The following is a 17335-nucleotide window of genomic DNA, read 5'->3' on the forward strand; positions in this document are numbered from 1 at the left end:
GCGGTCAGAGATTGCCCACCTCAAGCTGGTCATCAGACAGGCGGGTCCATTGTTTGATGGCCTTCAGGACCACCTGTTTGCGCACCGGTTTGGTGAGGAAATCCACCATCCCGGCGGCGCGGCAGGCGTCTTCGTCGGTGTCCATCACATTGGCCGTCAGCGCGATAATAGGGCAGGGCGGTCGGTTGGTGTCGACCTCCCATTTGCGGATCATGCGGGTGGCCTGCAGCCCGTCCATAATGGGCATGGACATATCCATCAGCACCAGGTCAAATTTGCCAGTTTCATAGGCGTCAACGGCCGCTTGACCGTCGTTGCAGAAGGTCATTTTCAGATTGGTCGAGGCCAGCATCTTGCGCAGAACCAGCTGGTTGGTGCGGTTGTCCTCGGCGATCAAAACGTGGAACGCGCTGAGGTCGTCGATATTCTCGGTTTCCGATCCGGATTGTGTTGGCAGGCTGCGCTCGGGGTGAAGCGCAAAAACCAGCGCCTGCATCAGGGCGCTGTTACGTGGCGGCTTCATCAGGGCGGTGGCGGGGCCGCGCTCTTTGAGGTGTTGGAAGGCGGTCAAATGCTGTGGTTCCGTTGCGAAAACAATCGGGATGGATTCCCGATCCGCTTGTTGCCAGAACATCATTGAGAAATGCTCCGCCGCCTCGGCGCTCATGCCGGTTTCCACCAGAACGAGGTCAACCGGATGGGGTAGGTCGGGCAAGGTGGCCAAAACATCGGCACAGCCGTTGTACCAATGGACGTCCATCCCCCAAGTGGTCAAAAGCCGCGTGCGTAGGTCGCGGGCAAAAGGGAGGTCTGAAATCAGCATCACTGACTTCCCAGCCAGATCGGGGCCAAATTTGATCAAACGCGGGTTAAGAGTTTTGGCATCCGCAGCCAGCGGGAGATCGAGGTGTAGGATGAAGCAGGATCCTTTCCCAAGGGTTGAGGTGGCTTTGATCTCCCCCTCCATCGCCTCAACCAGATGGGCCGTGATGGCAAGACCAAGACCAGTGCCTTCAAACCGGCGAGCCGTGGTGCTTTCGACTTGTTCAAATGCTTGAAAAATATGGCCTAATTGCTGTTCTGGAATGCCAACACCGGTGTCTTCGATGCGGATCGACAGCGGGCGCGATTGGCTCTCGTCATAGGAGACGGTGACACCTACATAGCCTTCGGTTGTGAATTTCACGGCGTTGCCAACAATATTCATCAGGATCTGGCGGATGCGGCCATTGTCGCCGATGAATTGGCGCGGCGTGTCTTCGGGCACGTCGATGCAGACCTCGATCCCTTTTTCAGCCGCAATGGGAGCCACCAATGTGGCCACGTCAAAAACCACGTCCCGTAGGTTAAAGCTTTGATGCAAAAGGGTTGTTTTACCCGCCTCCAGTTTGGAGAAGTCGAGGATGTCGTTCACGATTCGCAACAAAGCCTCGGAAGAGGCGAGGATGGTTTCCGAGTAGGATTTTTGCTCGTTGCTGAGGGGGCTTTCATGCAGCAGTTCGGCCATGCCCAGAACGCCGTTAATGGGGGTGCGGATCTCGTGGCTCATGGTGGCCAGGAAGCGGGATTTGGCGTCGGTGGCCGCCTCGGCGCGGGCTTTTTCTTCGCGCAGGACATGTTCCATCCGCCGCTTTTCCTGAAGGGCCAGATCAAGTTTGTTCAGCGCGGCATGGACCGCCACCAGTTCATTTTCCGGCTTTTCGGTGCTGGGGGTGTCGTCGCGGACCAAGGCCAGAAGCCGAGATGAGATGCGCAGCACCGCTTGCGACATCTCGGATGCCCGTTTGAAGGCAAACAGCAGCGCAAGGGCCAGAATGGCCAGGGTCGACACCATTGCAACGCTGAAAATGCTGAGAATGCGCATACGGGCGCCGTCGATTTCCGAGGTGACATATTCGGCGGACATTTCCGCCAAAAGCTGGGTAGCATGGACCACTGTGTTGGCCTGGTCGTCCAGCACGGGACGGGTGGGAATGGAGGTCGATTGTGTGAGACCAAGGCGTTGCAGCAGCAGCGTTTCCCATGCATCAAATTCACTGCGCAGGACCGAAGCGCGATACAACAGCATCTCGGGCAGATCACGCGTTGAAATCAGGTCCAGGCTGGCCCGGATTTTTCCGGTGTGCTGTCGCAGGTTGTGTTCCAGAACAGTTGCCGTTTCGAAATGGGTCATGTCCAGAACCCGGTTCAAATACTCTTGAGCGTCCTGCATCTCAGTGCTCAGCAGCTGGGTTTCACGGGTTATGGACAAAGCCTCCCGCACCCCTTCACTGGTGCGTGTGCTGGCAATGATCACAGTTCCTGACACCACAAGGCCACCGGAAAAAATCGCGATGGCCAAAATCATTACTGGTCTGACAATGGATTGTTTAATGCTCATGTTGCGCGTCTGGATTAGATCCCGTCAATTGGATGGCAGAATCGGGGGTTGGGACATGGTGTCGGCAGTAAGTGTATTTAGAAAAGCGATTATCTCGTTAACTTCATGGTCTGAGATGTCAAATGGAACGATATCCGTTTCACGGTTGATCCAGATCGAGCCTCCATTGGCGTAGTGGCGAACAACGCCGCGTAAATCGGGGATGGACCCGTCATGCATATAAGGCGCGCGAATGGCGATGTTACGTAGGCCCGGCGTTTTAAAGTGGTAATTCGCCTCGGGCGGTTGGCCGGGCAGGGCCCCTTGACCCCGGTCCTGACCGATGAGGCCGATGTCATGCATCGAATTGTCTGTGAACATCCAGCTGCGGTGGCATTCAGCACAACCAGCACGCCCCAGGAACAGCTGAAACCCGCGTTTGGCTTCCTCGGAAATGGCATCATGGTTGCCGTCGATCCAAAGATCAAAGGGGGAGATGCCGCTGACGATGGTCCGTTGGTAGGTTGCCAGCGCGAAGACAATTGTGCGTTGGGTGATCCCCTCACCAGGAAAGGATTGTTCAAACCATTCACGGTATTGGCGCACCTTGTGCAGGCGTCGGATGATCGTATCAAAGTCTGAGTTCATTTCATTGGGATCTTCGATCGGGCCAGCGGCCTGACGTTCCAATGTGTCAACGCGCCCATCCCAGAACAAAGGCGTCACCCAGGCGGCGTTGACAATGGATGGCGCGTGGCGGCGGATATTGTTGTCCAGGTTTGGAACCGGGTGAACCGGTGTTGCCCATCCAAAGGACGGGTTGTGACAGGTCGAACAGCTGATGCTTTGGCTGCCCGACAGGCGCGGGTCAAAGAACAGCATTTTTCCCAGCGTCGCGACATCGTGGCGATAAGGATTTTCAGCAGGGAAGGGGATCTGTTCAGGGCGTTTATATTGGCGCCGCAGCAGCATAAGCCATTCGGGAGCCGAAACCGCAATGGGTTCGTCAGCTTGGGCCCCGGAAGGGGAAAAGGCGAAAAAAACGCCCAACACAAAACATAATACAACCCACATTTGTGGCGCGCCTTCTTTTTTGCGGACGCCTTATTTTCATTAAAAACTATTGCATGCCGGTAAATTTGGCCGGGAAGGCAGCAATAAATGTAGTTTTCTTGTACGTTTTGTGGGTTGGCGCGTTAGCCAAAAATAGACCAGCCGGTTGCGGTGGCCAATTGTTCCACCGCAAGCGTGCCCAATTGCGAATTCCCTTGGGCGTTCAGACCGGGGGACCAGACCGCGATCGACGCGCGGCCCGGGGCAATGACCAAGATCCCGCCACCGACGCCGCTTTTACCGGGCAGGCCAACTCGATAGGCAAAATCGCCCGACCCGTCGTAGTGCCCGCAGGTGAGCATCAGCGCATTGATGCGGCGCACCGAATTGGGTGAGATCAGCTGCGGGAACTGCGGGCTGGTCGGGCCGCCAATCAGAAACCGCCCGGCCAGCGCCAATTGCCGGGTTGTCATTTCGAGCGCGCATTGATGGAAATATGTGCCGCAGGTCAGGGCAGGGGCGTTTTGCAGGTTGCCATGGGCGGCCAGAAAATGCGCCAGCGCCATATTGCGGTCGCCGTGGGCGGTTTCTGAGCGCGCCACATGTTCATTGATGCGGATGTCACTGTCTTCGGCGGCCGATTGCACAAAGCGCAGCAACTCTCCCAGAACCTCGCGCGGTTGGTTGCGGTCCAGGATGGCATCCGTCACCACCAAAGCGCCTGCGTTGATAAAGGGGTTGCGAGGGATGCCGCCTTCGTGTTCGAGCTGCAAGATCGAGTTAAATGGCAGGCCGGATGGTTCGCGGCCCACGCGACTCCACAGCTGGTCGCCCTGACGCCCCAGAGCCAGCGCCAGGCTAAAGACCTTGGACACCGATTGGATCGAAAACCGGGTTTCGGCGTCGCCTGCGGTGTGGACCTGCCCATCTGGCAAGGCAACGGCAATGGCAAATTGGTTGGGATCCACCTGGGCCAGTTCCGGAATATAGGCAGCGACCTGTCCCTTGTCGGGCAGGGCGGCCATCTGGGTGGCGATCCGGTCCAGAATGTCCTGTAGGGGCACGGGCAGGCCTCAGAGTTTTTAAAGTGATTAAAGTTTACGCATGTTGCGCATAGGTGCCTGTAATTTGCGCAGCGATGATGCGCAACCCTTTCTGATACCAGAGAGATAGGGGGTGTTTGTGCAAAAGACAGGGCAGAGGACAGATATGCAGACCCCTTTGTCCATTGTTGTGGTGGAGCAGGACCGCGATCGCGCCCTGCAAATCATCGAGAGCCTCAAGGCGGCCGGCCCCCATGAGGTGCTGGTTCTGGCCGAGGAAACCGGCCTTGCGCGCCGGATTCAGGAACGCAACCCCGATATCGTGCTGATCGATATTGCCAGCCCCTCGCGGGACATACTGGAAGAGCTGACATTGGCTTCGGCCCCGCAGGAACGCGCGGTGGCGATGTTTGTCGACGAAAGCGATGAAGGTCTGGCCAAAGCCGCGATTGAGGCGGGTGTCTCTGCCTATGTGGTGGATGGGCTGCGACCCGAGCGGTTGAAACCCATCGTCGAGGCGGCGATCACCCGGTTTCACATGTTCCAGCAGGTGCGCGCCGAGCTTCAGGCGACCAAACGTGCGTTGGAAGAGCGCAAAGTGATCGACCGGGCCAAGGGCATCCTGATGAAGGCCAAGGGGCTGGATGAGGACGCAGCCTATGCGTTGATGCGCAAAACGGCGATGAGCCAGGGGCGCAAGATGGTAGACGTGGCAGAGGCCATTGTGACCGCAGCGGGGTTGTTGTCATGAAGGCGCGTCAGGTCAAAATTGGATTTATCCCGCTGTTGGATGTGGCCCCTTATGTGGTGGCGCGCGAAATTGGATTTGCCGAAGAAGAAGGCCTGAGCTTTGACATGGTCAAGGCACCCAGCTGGTCGACCCTGCGCGATTGGCTGGCGATTGGCTCGGTTGAGGCGGCGCATATGCTGTCGCCGGTGCCTGTGGTCTCGGCCCTGGGGCTGGGCGGGCGTCAGGCGCGGTTTTCGGCGCTGACGGTGACATCGGTGAACGGCAATGTGTTAGGCGCAAGCGCCGATCTGGTGGCGCGGATGCAGGCCAACGGGTTTGAAAATACATTCTGTGATCCCCATGCAGTGGGGGCTGCGCTGCAGGGCGCGGTGGACGGCAAGCTGCGCATTGGTGTGCCGTTCCCGTTCTCGATGCATGCGGAGCTGCTGTATTATTGGCTGAGCGCCATTGGTCTGCCGGCACCGCAGGGGTTGGATGTGCGCACCATTCCGCCGCCGTTGATGGCCGAGGCGATGGCCGCCGGAGAGATTGAAGCTTTTTTTGTTGGCGAGCCCTGGGGCTCTTTTGCGGTGGAGCGTGGGCTGGGCAGCCTCTTGCTGCCAGGCCGGGCGATCTGGCAGGCCGCGCCGGAAAAGGTTCTGGCGGTGCGCACCCCCTGGGCCGAAGAAAACACCGATCTGGCCGAAGCACTGGTGCGCAGCCTGTGGCGGGCCAGCCGGTGGCTGGCGTTGCCGGACAATCACGGCACCGCCACCGATATCCTGTCGCGCCGTGAATATCTGGATGTGCCGGCCGAAATTCTGGAGCGTGGATTGACGGGGCGGATTGTGGTCTCTCCCACCGGAGAGATGCGCCAATGTGACGGGTTCCTGCATTTCTATGGCGGGGCCACCGGGTTTCCCTGGCGCAGTCAGGCGGCCTGGATTGGCCAGAAGATTGCCCAGCGGGTGGGGCTGGATGTGGCCACCGCGCGCCGCACCGCAGCCGAGGTGTTCCGCAGTGACGTCTATCGCCATGCGCTGGAGCCGCTGCATGTGGATCTGCCGGGGGCCAGCGAAAAACTGGAGGGCACGATGGCGGTTCCGACCGAGGTTGCCTCGGCCTCTGGAACCCTGATTCTGCATCCCGACCAATTCTTTGACGGGCGGGTTTTTGACCCATTTGATGCACAAGAGGGCCATGATCCATCTTAGGTGTGATCAAGTTTTGTGCAAATGCAGAAATTCGCGGCTGCATTTGCAGCATTTAAATTTTGCAGGGTCCGGTGCGCTTGACCCTTTGTGGCTGTAAGCGGCAATCTGGTTACAGAAATTCGGAACAACGGTGTTCCATCGACATATGTCTGCAACCGCGTGCGGACATCCAAGCAAAGCCGCTTGATCTAATTTGGGCTATCCCTCCTCCCGGCCCGGATGTGATCAAGCGGCTCTTTTTGTTTTTGGCCCAGCCATAAGGGCCTGCGAATAAGTCTGACAGAGGAAGCGACATGAAACGTATTATTGCCACCCTGGCTGCCACCACTGCCTTGGCGTCCCCCGCATTGGCCGAGCTTTTGGACGTTGAAAAAGACGAGCTGAAGTTTGGTTTTATCAAGCTGACCGACATGGCGCCGCTGGCTGTGGCCTATGAGAACGGCTATTTTGAAGATGAAGGCCTGTTTGTGACATTGGAAGCGCAGGCCAACTGGAAAGTTCTGCTGGACGGCGTGATCGATGGTCAGCTGGACGGCGCCCATATGCTGGCGGGTCAGCCGCTGGCGGCGACCATCGGTTACGGCACCGAAGCGCATATCGTCACCCCATTCTCAATGGACCTCAACGGCAACGGGATCACCGTGTCGAACGAGATTTGGGAGCAGATGTTGCCGCATGTGCCAAAAATGGACGATGGTCGCCCACAACACCCAATTTCGGCCGCCTCGCTGGCACCTGTTGTTGAAGATTACAAAGACCAGGGTAAGCCGTTCAACATGGGCATGGTGTTCCCGGTGTCCACCCACAATTATGAGCTGCGCTATTGGCTGGCCGCGGGTGGCCTGCAGCCGGGCTTTTACTCGCCCGACGATATCTCGGGTCAGATTGGTGCGGATGTTCTATTGTCTGTGACTCCGCCGCCGCAGATGCCGGCCACCATGGAAGCGGGCACCATCTATGGCTATTGCGTGGGCGAGCCGTGGAACCAGCAGGCCGTGTTCAAAGGCATCGGCGTGCCGGTCATCACCGATTATGAGCTGTGGAAGAACAACCCGGAAAAGGTCTTTGGCCTGTCCAAAGAATTCACCGAAGAAAACCCGCAGACCACACTGGCGATCACCAAAGCGCTGATCCGTGCGGCTATGTGGCTGGATGAAAACGACAACGCCAACCGGGAAGCAGCGGTGGAGATCCTGAGCCGGTCGGAATATGTAGGTGCGGATTACGACGTGATCGCAAACTCGATGACCGGGACCTTTGAATATGAGAAGGGCGACAAGCGCGAAGTTCCGGATTTCAACGTGTTCTTCCGTTATAACGCCACATACCCGTTCTATTCCGATGCGGTCTGGTATCTGACCCAGATGCGCCGTTGGGGCCAGATCCCGGAAGCCAAATCCGACAGTTGGTATGATGAAGTGGCGAAGTCGGTGTATAAGCCTGAGATCTATTTGGAAGCGGCCAAGATGCTGGTCGAAGAAGGTCTGGCAAATGAGGGTGACTTCCCCTGGGACAGCGATGGTTACAAAGCGCCAACCCCGGCGGAAGACATCATCGATGGCATTCCTTTTGATGGCAAAACCCCGAACGCTTATCTGGAGAGCCTGCCGATCGGCCTGAAGGGTGATCAGGTTGTCGTTGGCAACGAAGTCCAAGGGTAAGCCTTAATCTGGACGGGTGGGACGACGCTGGTTGCCTGACGGCAACGTCGCCCCGCCCACCGTCCCGTTCCCTCTCCCCCCCCTCTCTCATACCAAGAAAGATGTGAAGGACGCATCATGACCACCGTCGACCCCCAATTTGCCGAAGATGCGGCGCGTGCCGCCAAGAAAGAGCGTGTGTTTGCGCGGATCAACAAGGCGGATGCCTGGTTTCAGGTTTTGGGCCTGGCCTGGATCACGCCAATTCTGAAAGCCATTGCAGGCGACAACCCCAAAGCGCAGGGCAAGGAGATCTGGCAATTGCTGGGCGTGCCGGTCTGCGCGATTGCGGGGTTCCTGCTGTTGTGGGCCTGGCTTGCGCCGCAGGTTCAGACCTCATTGGGGGCGATCCCCGGACCGGCGCAGGTCTGGGAGCAGGTGGAGAACCTGAACGCGGATGCCAAACGCGAACGGGAGAAGGAAGCGGCCTTTTATGAACGCCAAGAGGTGCGCAACGAAAAGCTGATCGCCGCGGGCAAGGAAGACAAGGTCAAGCACCGCACCTATACCGGCAAGCCGACCTATTACGCGCAGATCTGGACCTCGATCAAAACCGTGTTCTTTGGCTTTTTGATTGCCACGGCCGTTGCGGTGCCGATGGGGATTGCCGCCGGTCTGTCCAAGACGGCAAATGCGGCGCTGAACCCGTTGATCCAGATCTTTAAACCGGTGTCGCCGCTGGCGTGGTTGCCGATTGTGACGATGATCGTCTCGGCCACATATACCACCAATGACGGCTTGTTCTCGAAATCTTTCCTGGTGTCGGCCATCACCGTGACGCTGTGTTCGCTGTGGCCCACGCTGATCAACACCGCGCTGGGTGTGTCGTCGATCGACAAGGATCTGGTCAACGTGTCCAAAGTTCTGAAAATGAACACCTGGACCAAGATCACCAAGCTGGTTCTGCCCTCCGCGCTGCCCTTGATCTTTACCGGGCTGCGCCTGTCCCTGGGTGTGGGCTGGATGGTGCTGATTGCCGCAGAAATGCTGGCGCAGAACCCGGGTCTGGGCAAATTTGTCTGGGATGAGTTCCAGAACGGGTCGAGCCAATCGCTGGCCAAGATCATGGTGGCAGTTCTGACCATCGGCATCATCGGCTTCCTGTTGGATCGGATGATGTATGCGATCCAGTCCCTGTTCACCTTTACCAATAACCGGTGATCGACATGGCTGTGTTGGAATTCAAAAACGTCTACAAGAGCTTTGGTGAAGGCGCGGGCAAAACCGAAGTTCTCAACGACATCAATCTGCAAGTTGAGGAGGGCGAGTTCCTTGTGCTCCTTGGATTTTCGGGCACTGGCAAGACAACGCTGATCAATCTGATGGCGGGACTTGAGACGCCGACGCAGGGATCTGTGAGCTTTAAGGGCAAGCCGATTAACGGTCCGGGGCCGGAGCGCGGTGTGATCTTCCAGAGTTACTCGTTGATGCCCTGGCTGACGGTGAACGGCAATGTGAGCCTGGCGGTGGACACGATGTTCCCCGGTCTCTCCAAAGCGGAGAAGGCGGCCAAGGTTGATCATTACGTCAAGATGGTAGGGCTGGGACATGCCACCACGCGGCGCCCTGCCGAACTGTCGGGGGGCATGCGTCAGCGGGTCAACGTGGCCCGCGCTCTGGCGATGGATCCGGAAATGCTGCTGCTGGATGAGCCGCTGTCGGCCTTGGATGCGCTGACGCGGGCCAATCTGGCGGATGAGATCGAGGCGATCTGGGACGCGGACAAGAAGACCTGTGTGCTGATCACCAATGATGTGGATGAAGCCATCCTGTTGGCGGATCGGATCATTGCGCTTAACCCGGATGGCACCTTGGGGGATGAGTTCAAGGTCACCATTCCACGCCCGCGCGAGCGCAGTGAGATGAACCATCACGAGGGGTTCAAACAGCTGCGGATGCAGGTCACCAATTACCTGATGGATGTCGGGATCGAGGCCAAGGCGGAAGGCACCAAGGAGCTGCCGGATGTGACCCCGATCCACGGGCTGCCGACAGCGGTGACCGAGGCGTCGAAATCCCTGACCGAAGAACGGTTTCTGGATTTCTCGCAGCTGCACAAAGTCTACCCAACCCCCAAAGGGCCGTTGACGGTAGTCGAAGATTTCAATCTGCAGATCAACAAGGGGGAGTTTATCTCGCTGATCGGGCATTCGGGCTGTGGTAAATCCACGGTTCTGACCATGGCGGCGGGGCTGAATGAGATCTCCAAAGGGGCGATCAAGCTGGATAAGAAGCACGTTGAGGGCGCGGACCCGGAACGCGCGGTGGTGTTCCAGTCGCCGAACCTGTTCCCCTGGCTGTCGGCGCGGGAGAATTGCGCCATCGGGGTCGACAAGGTCTATCCCAAGGCCAGCCAAGCCGAACGGCAGGATGTGGTGGAGTATTACCTGGAACGTGTGGGTCTGGCGGATGCGATGGACAAGCCTGCATCGTCCATGTCCAACGGCATGCAGCAGCGGGTGGGGATTGCGCGGGCCTTTGCCTTGTCGCCAAAGCTTTTGTTGCTGGATGAACCCTTTGGGATGCTGGACAGCTTGACCCGTTGGGAGCTGCAAGAGGTTCTGATGGAGGTCTGGTCGCGGACCAAGGTGACCGCGATCTGTGTGACCCATGATGTGGACGAAGCCATCCTGCTGGCGGACCGCGTGGTGATGATGACCAACGGGCCGCAAGCGACCATCGGCAAGATCGTGGATGTGGACCTGCCGCGCCCGCGCACCCGTAAGGCGTTGCTGGAGCACCCGGATTACTACCGCTATCGCCAGGACGTGCTCGACTTCCTTGAGGAATACGAACACGGCGCCACCCCAAAATCCCAGCCCAAACCCAAAGCGGCGGCCAAGCCGATCGCAGCGGAGTGAAAGAGATGACACAGAAGATAATCGTAATTGGTGCGGGCATGGCCTCGGGCCGGGTGTTGGAGCACCTTTTTGACAACGGGGCGGATGTCGACGTCACCCTGTTTAACGCGGAGCCGCGTGGCAACTATAACCGGATCATGCTGTCGCCGGTTTTGGCGGGGGATCAGACCTATCAGGATATCGTGACCCATGATGACGCCTGGTACGCAGAACGCAATGTGACCTGCCGGTTTGGCGAGAAGGTTTCTGGCATCGACCGCGCGGCCAAGACGGTGACGGCGGAAAACGGCGATGTGCTGGCCTATGACAAGTTGGTGTTTGGCACCGGGTCGAACCCCTTCATGATCCCGCTGCCGGGGCATGACCTGGACGGTGTGATTGCCTACCGCGATCTGGAAGACACCGAGCGGATGATGTCGCTGGGCGAAGGTCACAAGGCGGTTGTCATTGGCGGCGGTCTGTTGGGTCTGGAGGCAGCGGCTGGGATGGCGGCGCGGGGTGTGGATGTGACCGTTGTCCACATCATGCCGCATCTGATGGAACGCCAGCTGGATGAGGCGGCGGGTTATCTGCTGCGCAAGGCGCTGGTGGAAAAGGGCATTACGGTCAAATGCTCTGCCAATTCCAAAGAGATCCTGGGTGAGAACGGCAAAGTCCGTGCGCTGCTGTTGGATGACGGGACCGAGCTGCCCTGTGATCTGTTGGTCATGGCGGTGGGCATTCGCCCCAATGTGGCCTTGGCGCAAGAGGCCGGGCTGGCGGTTGGCAAGGGCATCCATGTGGATGACCAGATGCTGACCTCGGATGAAAACATCTTGGCCGTTGGCGAATGTGTCGAACACAACGGGGCGCTGTTTGGATTGGTGGCGCCTTTGTATGACCAGGCCAAAGTGCTGGCGCAGACCCTGATGGGGCAGGACGCCGCCTTTGTGCAAAAGGAACTGTCGACCAAGCTGAAGGTCACGGGCTGTGATCTCTTCTCGGCCGGGGATTTTTCGGAAGCCGAAGGGCGCGAGGATATCGTGTTCCGCGATCCGGCGCGCGGTGTCTACAAACGGTTGGTGATTGAAGACAACATCGTGGTTGGCGCGGTCTTTTACGGGGATACCGCCGACAGTAATTGGTTCTTTGGCCTGATCAAGGACAAGACCGATATTTCAGAGATGCGCGAGACGTTGATCTTTGGTCCTGCCTATCAGGGGGGAGAACCGCTGGACCCTATGGCGGCCGTTGCAGCCTTACCGGCTGACGCAGAAATCTGCGGCTGCAACGGCGTATGTAAAGGTCAGATTGTTGAAGCGATCCAGAATGGGGCAACCGATCTGGATGCGATAAAAGCGGTGACCAAGGCCTCGGCTTCGTGCGGGACCTGTACCGGTCTGGTGGAGCAGGTGCTGGCCACCACATTGGGCGATGATTTCGTGATGCCTACGGCCAAGCCGATGTGTGGCTGTACCGATCTGACCCATGAGGACGTGCGGCGGTTGATCAAATCCAAAGAGCTGAAATCCATGCCCGCCGTCTGGCAGGAGCTGGGGTGGAAGACCTCTTGTGGGTGTCACCATTGCCGTCCGGCGCTGAATTTTTACCTGCTGGCCGATTGGCCGCTGGAGTATAAGGACGATCCGCAAAGCCGTTTCATCAACGAACGCAAACACGCCAACATCCAGAAGGACGGCACATTCTCAGTCGTGCCACGCATGTGGGGTGGGATCACCACGCCGGATGAGCTGCGTGCGATTGCCGATGCGGCGGATAAGTTTGCGGTTCCCACGGTGAAGGTCACCGGCGGTCAGCGGATCGACCTGTTGGGTGTCAAAGGCGAAGACCTGCCAGAGATCTGGGCCGATCTGAACAAGGCCGGTCTGGTGTCAGGCCATGCCTATTCCAAAGGTCTGCGCACGGTGAAAACCTGTGTGGGCACCGATCACTGCCGGTTTGGCACGCAGGATTCCACCGGCCTTGGAATCAAGCTGGAGAAGGAGCTGTGGGGGTCGTGGACGCCGCATAAGCTGAAGCTGGGCGTGTCGGGCTGTCCGCGCAACTGTGCCGAAGCCACCTGCAAGGACATTGGCGTTGTCTGTGTCGACAGCGGCTATCAGGTGTCGATCGGCGGCGCCGCGGGCATGGATGTGCGCGAGACCACCGGGCTGATCCAAGTGGACAGCGAAGACGAGGCAATCGACGTGATCAAAGCGGTGACGCAGATGTACCGCGAGAACGCCAAATATCTGGACCGGATCTACAAATGGATGGCCAAAGTGGGCATCGAATGGATCGCTGAGCGGGTCAATGATCTGGACGAGCGCAAGGCGCTGGTGGAGCGGTTCGAACTGTCCCAGACCATCTATCGCAAGGACCCTTGGGCGGAACACGTCAAGGACAAGGCCGAAAGCTACAAACCCCTGGCCGACTTCAAGAAACTGGAGGCAGCAGAATGAGCGACTGGATCGATATCGGAGCTTTGGATGCGGTGCCTCAGCGCGGCGCGCGGGTGATCAAAACCACCTTTGGCTGCGTGGCGGTGTTTCGCACCGCCGAGGATGAGGTTTATGCGCTGGACAATGCCTGCCCGCACAAACAGGGCCCCCTGGCCGAAGGGATCGTGCATGGCAAATCCGTAACCTGCCCGCTGCACAATTGGGTGTTTGATCTGGAAACAGGTCAGGCCCAAGGCGCGGATGAGGGGCAGGTTGCGACCTATCCCGCGCAGGTGGCCGAGGGCCGGATCATGCTGGAAGCCTCTTTCCTTCAACTGCGAGCTGCCGAATGACAACCTGTACGACCTGTCCCTATTGTGGTGTTGGATGTGGGGTTCTGGCCCAGCCAGATACGCCTGTTTCGGGTGATCCCAATCACCCGGCGAACTTTGGGCGTTTATGCTCCAAAGGTACCGCTTTGGGGGACACGGTTGGATTGGAAGGGCGCTTGCTGGCGCCCCGCCTAGGGGGCAAAGACGTCAGCTGGGATCACGCGTTGGGATTGGTGGCGGAAAAATTCCTGGCCGCCATTCGCAACCACGGTCCGGATTCGGTGGCGTTTTATGTCTCGGGTCAGTTGCTGACCGAAGATTACTATGTGGCGAACAAGCTGATGAAAGGCTTCATCGGCTCGGCCAATATCGACACCAATTCACGCCTGTGCATGGCCTCATCCGTGGCCGGGCATAAACGCGCCTTTGGCAGCGATACGGTGCCGGGCCAGTATGAGGATTTCGAGCAGGCGGATCTGGTGGTGCTGGTGGGGTCAAATACCGCCTGGTGCCACCCGGTTCTGTTCCGCCGTCTGGAAGCCGCCAAAGCCGCGCGGCCCAATATGAAGATTGTGGTGATTGACCCGCGTCGCACCGCCACCGCCAAATCCGCCGACCTGCATCTGGCGATTGCGCCCGATGGGGATGCGGCCTTGTTCAACCGCCTGCTGGCTGAGATTTCGCGCCGTGGGCTGATCAATCAGGAATATGTCGATGCCCATGTGGAGGGCCTGGGTGCGGCATTAGAGGCCGCAGGGACGCCGCATCCCTGCGGTCTCCCTGAGGATGAGATTGCGCAGTTTCTGGACATGTGGTGTTCCACCGAGAAGGTGGTGACGCTTTATAGTCAGGGGGTGAACCAGTCCTATTGTGGCAGTGACAAGGTCAATGCGATCCTCAACTGCCATCTGGCCACTGGGCGCATCGGACGCCCCGGCATGGGGCCGTTTTCCATGACCGGCCAGCCCAATGCCATGGGCGGGCGCGAGGTGGGGGGGCTGGCGAATATGCTGGCCTGCCATCTGGATCTGGAAAACGCGGGCCATCGCAGCGCGGTGCGTGAATTCTGGGCGGCGCCTCGGATGGCGGATAAGCCGGGTTTGAAAGCGGTCGATCTGTTCCAGGCCTGCGCCGATGGCAAGATCAAGGCGCTGTGGGTGATGTCGACAAACCCGGCCGTGTCCATGCCCGAAGCCGATCAGGTGGCCGAGGCGATCAGAACCGTGCCCTTTACCGTGGTCAGCGATATTCTGGCCGGCACCGATACCAATAAATGCTGTGACCTGTTGCTGCCCGCCACCGGCTGGGGTGAGAAATCGGGCACTGTGACAAATTCCGAACGCTGCATCTCGCGCCAGCGCCCGTTTTTGCCAACCCCAGGTGAGGCGCGCCCGGATTGGGCGATTATCGCCGAGGTGGGCCGCCGGATGGGTTGGGCTGAGGCCTTTGATTTCGCCAATGAAGCTGAGGTGTTCCGCGAACACGCGGCGCTGTCCGGCGTGGCCGCACATCAGGGGCGGGATTTTGATATCTCGGGTCTCGCGGATCTGAGCGACAGCGATTACGATGCGCTGGCGCCCACGGTTTGGCCGGTTCCGGCGGATGGGGTGAGCCCCAAACGGTTTTTTGCCGGGGGTGGGTTTTACCATGCGGATGGCAAGGCGCGGATGCTGGCGATCACACCACCTGTGCTGGCAGATCACGGCACCGCGCTGCGGCTGAACACAGGTCGGGTGCGTGACCAGTGGCATACGATGACCCGCACGGGGCGCGCGCCACAACTGGGCGCGCATCTGGCGGAACCCTATCTGGAAATTCACCCAGAGGACGCCGCCCGGATTGGTCTGGAGGAGGCCGGTCTGGCGGAGGTGAAGAACAACCACGGCCGCGCGTTGTTGCGGGTCTTGGTCTCGGACAAGGTGCGGGCAGGCGAGTGTTTTGCCCCGATGCATTGGACCGGTGAAACAGCAAGCCAGGGGCGGGTCAATGCGCTGGTCACCGGCGTGGTGGATCCGGTCTCGGGTCAGCCGGCGCTGAAGGGATCCAGCGTCGGGGTCACGCCCTATGTTGCGGGCTGGTACGGGTTTGCCGCCAGCGCGGCGCAGATGTCGCCCGCGCGCCCCTATGCCGCCGTGGCCCGGACCAAGACGGGCTGGCGTGCCGAAGTTGCAGGCCACAAGTTGCCGCAGGACTGGGAGGGTGAAGCCCGCCAGATCCTGAACCTGCCGGACGGGGAGGCCAGCGTGGTTGAGGATGCCGCGCGGGGTCTGGTGCGTGTGGCGATCCATCGGGGGCCGGTTCTGGCTGGTGTGTTCTTTGCCGGGCCTGCGCCCGTGGCGGTGGCGCGCAGTGCCAGTGTTGACCAGATCGGCAGAGAGATTGCGCCTTTGCAGGTTCTGGCCGGGGTGCCCGGTGCTGATCAACCCGCCAAAGGGGCGATTGTCTGCGCCTGTATGGATGTGGGCCGCGAAGATCTGCGCCGCGCGATTGCCGGTGGTGCAAATACAATCCCGCTGTTGGGAGAGTGCACCGGCGCAGGTACCAATTGCGGATCCTGCACGCCTGAAATTCAAGAGCTTCTCGACTCCACCAGCAACCAGAGGATGGCTGCGGAATGACACTACTCCCCAACTTGTCGGCCCTGGACCTTTTTGTTCCGGCAGAAGGCCCCCAGGGCCGAATCTCTTTGGTGGGGGCGGGGCCCGGAGCGGCGGATCTACTGACGCTTCGAGCGCTGCGGGTTTTGCAGACCTGCGATATGGTGCTGTTTGACCGTCTGATCGAGCCGGAGGTGCTTGAGTTGGTGAACCCGAAGGCCGAACAGATGTTTGTCGGCAAAGAGGTCGGCGCCTGTGCCTGGCCACAGGAGGCGATCAACCAGCTGATGGTGGCAATGGCGCAGACCGGTAAACATGTGGTGCGTCTGAAAAGTGGGGACCCCAGTATCTTTGGTCGCGCCGATGAAGAGCGGGCCGCGGCCCTTGCGGCGGGGATCGCGGTTGAGATCATCCCCGGCATCACCGCTGCAAGCGCGGCGGCGGCCACATTGGGGCAATCGCTGACCAGCCGAGGGCTGAGCGACCGGGTGGTGTTTGCCACCGGAACCTGCCGCGAGGGGGACACCGCGCCGGATATTGCGGCGCTGTTACAACCGGGCACCAGCGTGGCGCTTTATATGGCGACGCGCACCGCCGAAGACCTGCGGCGGCAGCTGTTGGAGGCTGGGTTTGCGGCCGATATGGCGGTGCAGGTCGTCGCCTCGGCCAGCAAACCGGGGGAGGCGGTTTTGCATGCGCAGATCGGCCATCTGCCCGAGCAGATGCACGCGGCCAAGATCAGCCACCCGGCGATCATTTTCCTGCGCGCGCCCAAGAAGGTGAGTCGCGAAACAGCGGCTGTTGCGCTGACTTCTGCGGTTGCCGGTTGATTTCACAGAATATTTTTACGGGCTGTTTTGGTTCGGTCTAGCCTCGTTTTTGCGCGGAAAGGCCAGTTGCGTGAGTTGTTGAAATATCAAGAAAAATCCCATTTGTGACGCAGCGTTGCACCTGCTGCATAGCGGCTTTGATTAAACTATGGGCACAAATGGGGTTGAAGATTAAAAAATGTGCAGTGATTGACAC

Annotated in this window: 12 protein-coding genes; 9 read left to right on the plus strand and 3 right to left on the minus strand. The window is 59.3% G+C overall.

The genetic code is table 11. The features are described 5' to 3' along the window. Positions 1–4: 4 nt before the first annotated feature. From GFB49_RS16590 to GFB49_RS16600, 3 genes are all read right to left on the minus strand, one after another. The gene (locus GFB49_RS16590) at positions 5–2347 is read right to left on the minus strand and encodes a hybrid sensor histidine kinase/response regulator (RefSeq protein WP_194269376.1); all 2343 of its coding nucleotides are present in this window, start codon (positions 2345–2347) and stop codon (positions 5–7) included. Between the two features lie 57 nt (positions 2348–2404). Continuing rightward, the gene (locus GFB49_RS16595; protein WP_246149765.1) at positions 2405–3433 is read right to left on the minus strand and encodes a cytochrome-c peroxidase; all 1029 of its coding nucleotides are present in this window, start codon (positions 3431–3433) and stop codon (positions 2405–2407) included. 122 nt (positions 3434–3555) lie between these two features. Further along, positions 3556–4482, minus strand: a complete 927-nt coding sequence (locus tag GFB49_RS16600; RefSeq protein ID WP_153217058.1) for a glutaminase — start codon at positions 4480–4482, stop codon at positions 3556–3558. A gap of 139 nt (positions 4483–4621) precedes the next feature. Between GFB49_RS16600 and GFB49_RS16605 the strand changes: the two genes are divergently transcribed. The 9 genes from GFB49_RS16605 (at position 4622) to cobA (ending at position 17139) form a co-directional block, all read left to right on the plus strand. Then, complete coding sequence (locus tag GFB49_RS16605; protein WP_153217059.1) at positions 4622–5206, plus strand: ANTAR domain-containing response regulator; 585 nt, start codon at positions 4622–4624, stop codon at positions 5204–5206. Continuing rightward, the gene (locus GFB49_RS16610) at positions 5203–6399 is read left to right on the plus strand and encodes an ABC transporter substrate-binding protein (RefSeq protein WP_153217060.1); all 1197 of its coding nucleotides are present in this window, start codon (positions 5203–5205) and stop codon (positions 6397–6399) included. The genes GFB49_RS16605 and GFB49_RS16610 overlap by 4 nt, the downstream gene beginning before the upstream one ends. A 293-nt stretch (positions 6400–6692) precedes the next feature. Then, positions 6693–8060: a CmpA/NrtA family ABC transporter substrate-binding protein gene (locus tag GFB49_RS16615; RefSeq protein ID WP_153217061.1), complete on the plus strand. Its 1368-nt coding sequence runs from the start codon at positions 6693–6695 to the stop codon at positions 8058–8060. A gap of 117 nt (positions 8061–8177) precedes the next feature. After that, the gene (locus GFB49_RS16620; protein WP_153217062.1) at positions 8178–9260 is read left to right on the plus strand and encodes an ABC transporter permease; all 1083 of its coding nucleotides are present in this window, start codon (positions 8178–8180) and stop codon (positions 9258–9260) included. Between the two features lie 5 nt (positions 9261–9265). After that, complete coding sequence (locus GFB49_RS16625; RefSeq protein ID WP_153217063.1) at positions 9266–10960, plus strand: ABC transporter ATP-binding protein; 1695 nt, start codon at positions 9266–9268, stop codon at positions 10958–10960. A 5-nt stretch (positions 10961–10965) separates the two neighbouring features. Next, on the plus strand, positions 10966–13401 hold the full coding sequence (gene nirB, locus GFB49_RS16630; protein ID WP_153217064.1) for a nitrite reductase large subunit NirB: 2436 nt from the start codon (positions 10966–10968) through the stop codon (positions 13399–13401). Next, positions 13398–13733 (plus strand): nitrite reductase small subunit NirD, encoded by a 336-nt coding sequence (gene nirD / locus GFB49_RS16635; RefSeq protein ID WP_153217065.1) that lies wholly within the window; start codon positions 13398–13400, stop codon positions 13731–13733. Before nirB ends, nirD begins: the two co-directional genes overlap by 4 nt. Continuing rightward, entirely contained in the window at positions 13730–16330 is a 2601-nt protein-coding gene (locus GFB49_RS16640; RefSeq protein WP_153217066.1) for a nitrate reductase, read from the plus strand. Before nirD ends, GFB49_RS16640 begins: the two co-directional genes overlap by 4 nt. Then, on the plus strand, positions 16327–17139 hold the full coding sequence (cobA, locus tag GFB49_RS16645; protein WP_153217067.1) for a uroporphyrinogen-III C-methyltransferase: 813 nt from the start codon (positions 16327–16329) through the stop codon (positions 17137–17139). The genes GFB49_RS16640 and cobA overlap by 4 nt, the downstream gene beginning before the upstream one ends. Positions 17140–17335 lie beyond the last annotated feature (196 nt).

The sequence above is a fragment of the Tritonibacter litoralis genome, assembly GCF_009496005.1.
Classification (GTDB): Bacteria; Pseudomonadota; Alphaproteobacteria; order Rhodobacterales; family Rhodobacteraceae; genus Epibacterium; species Epibacterium litoralis.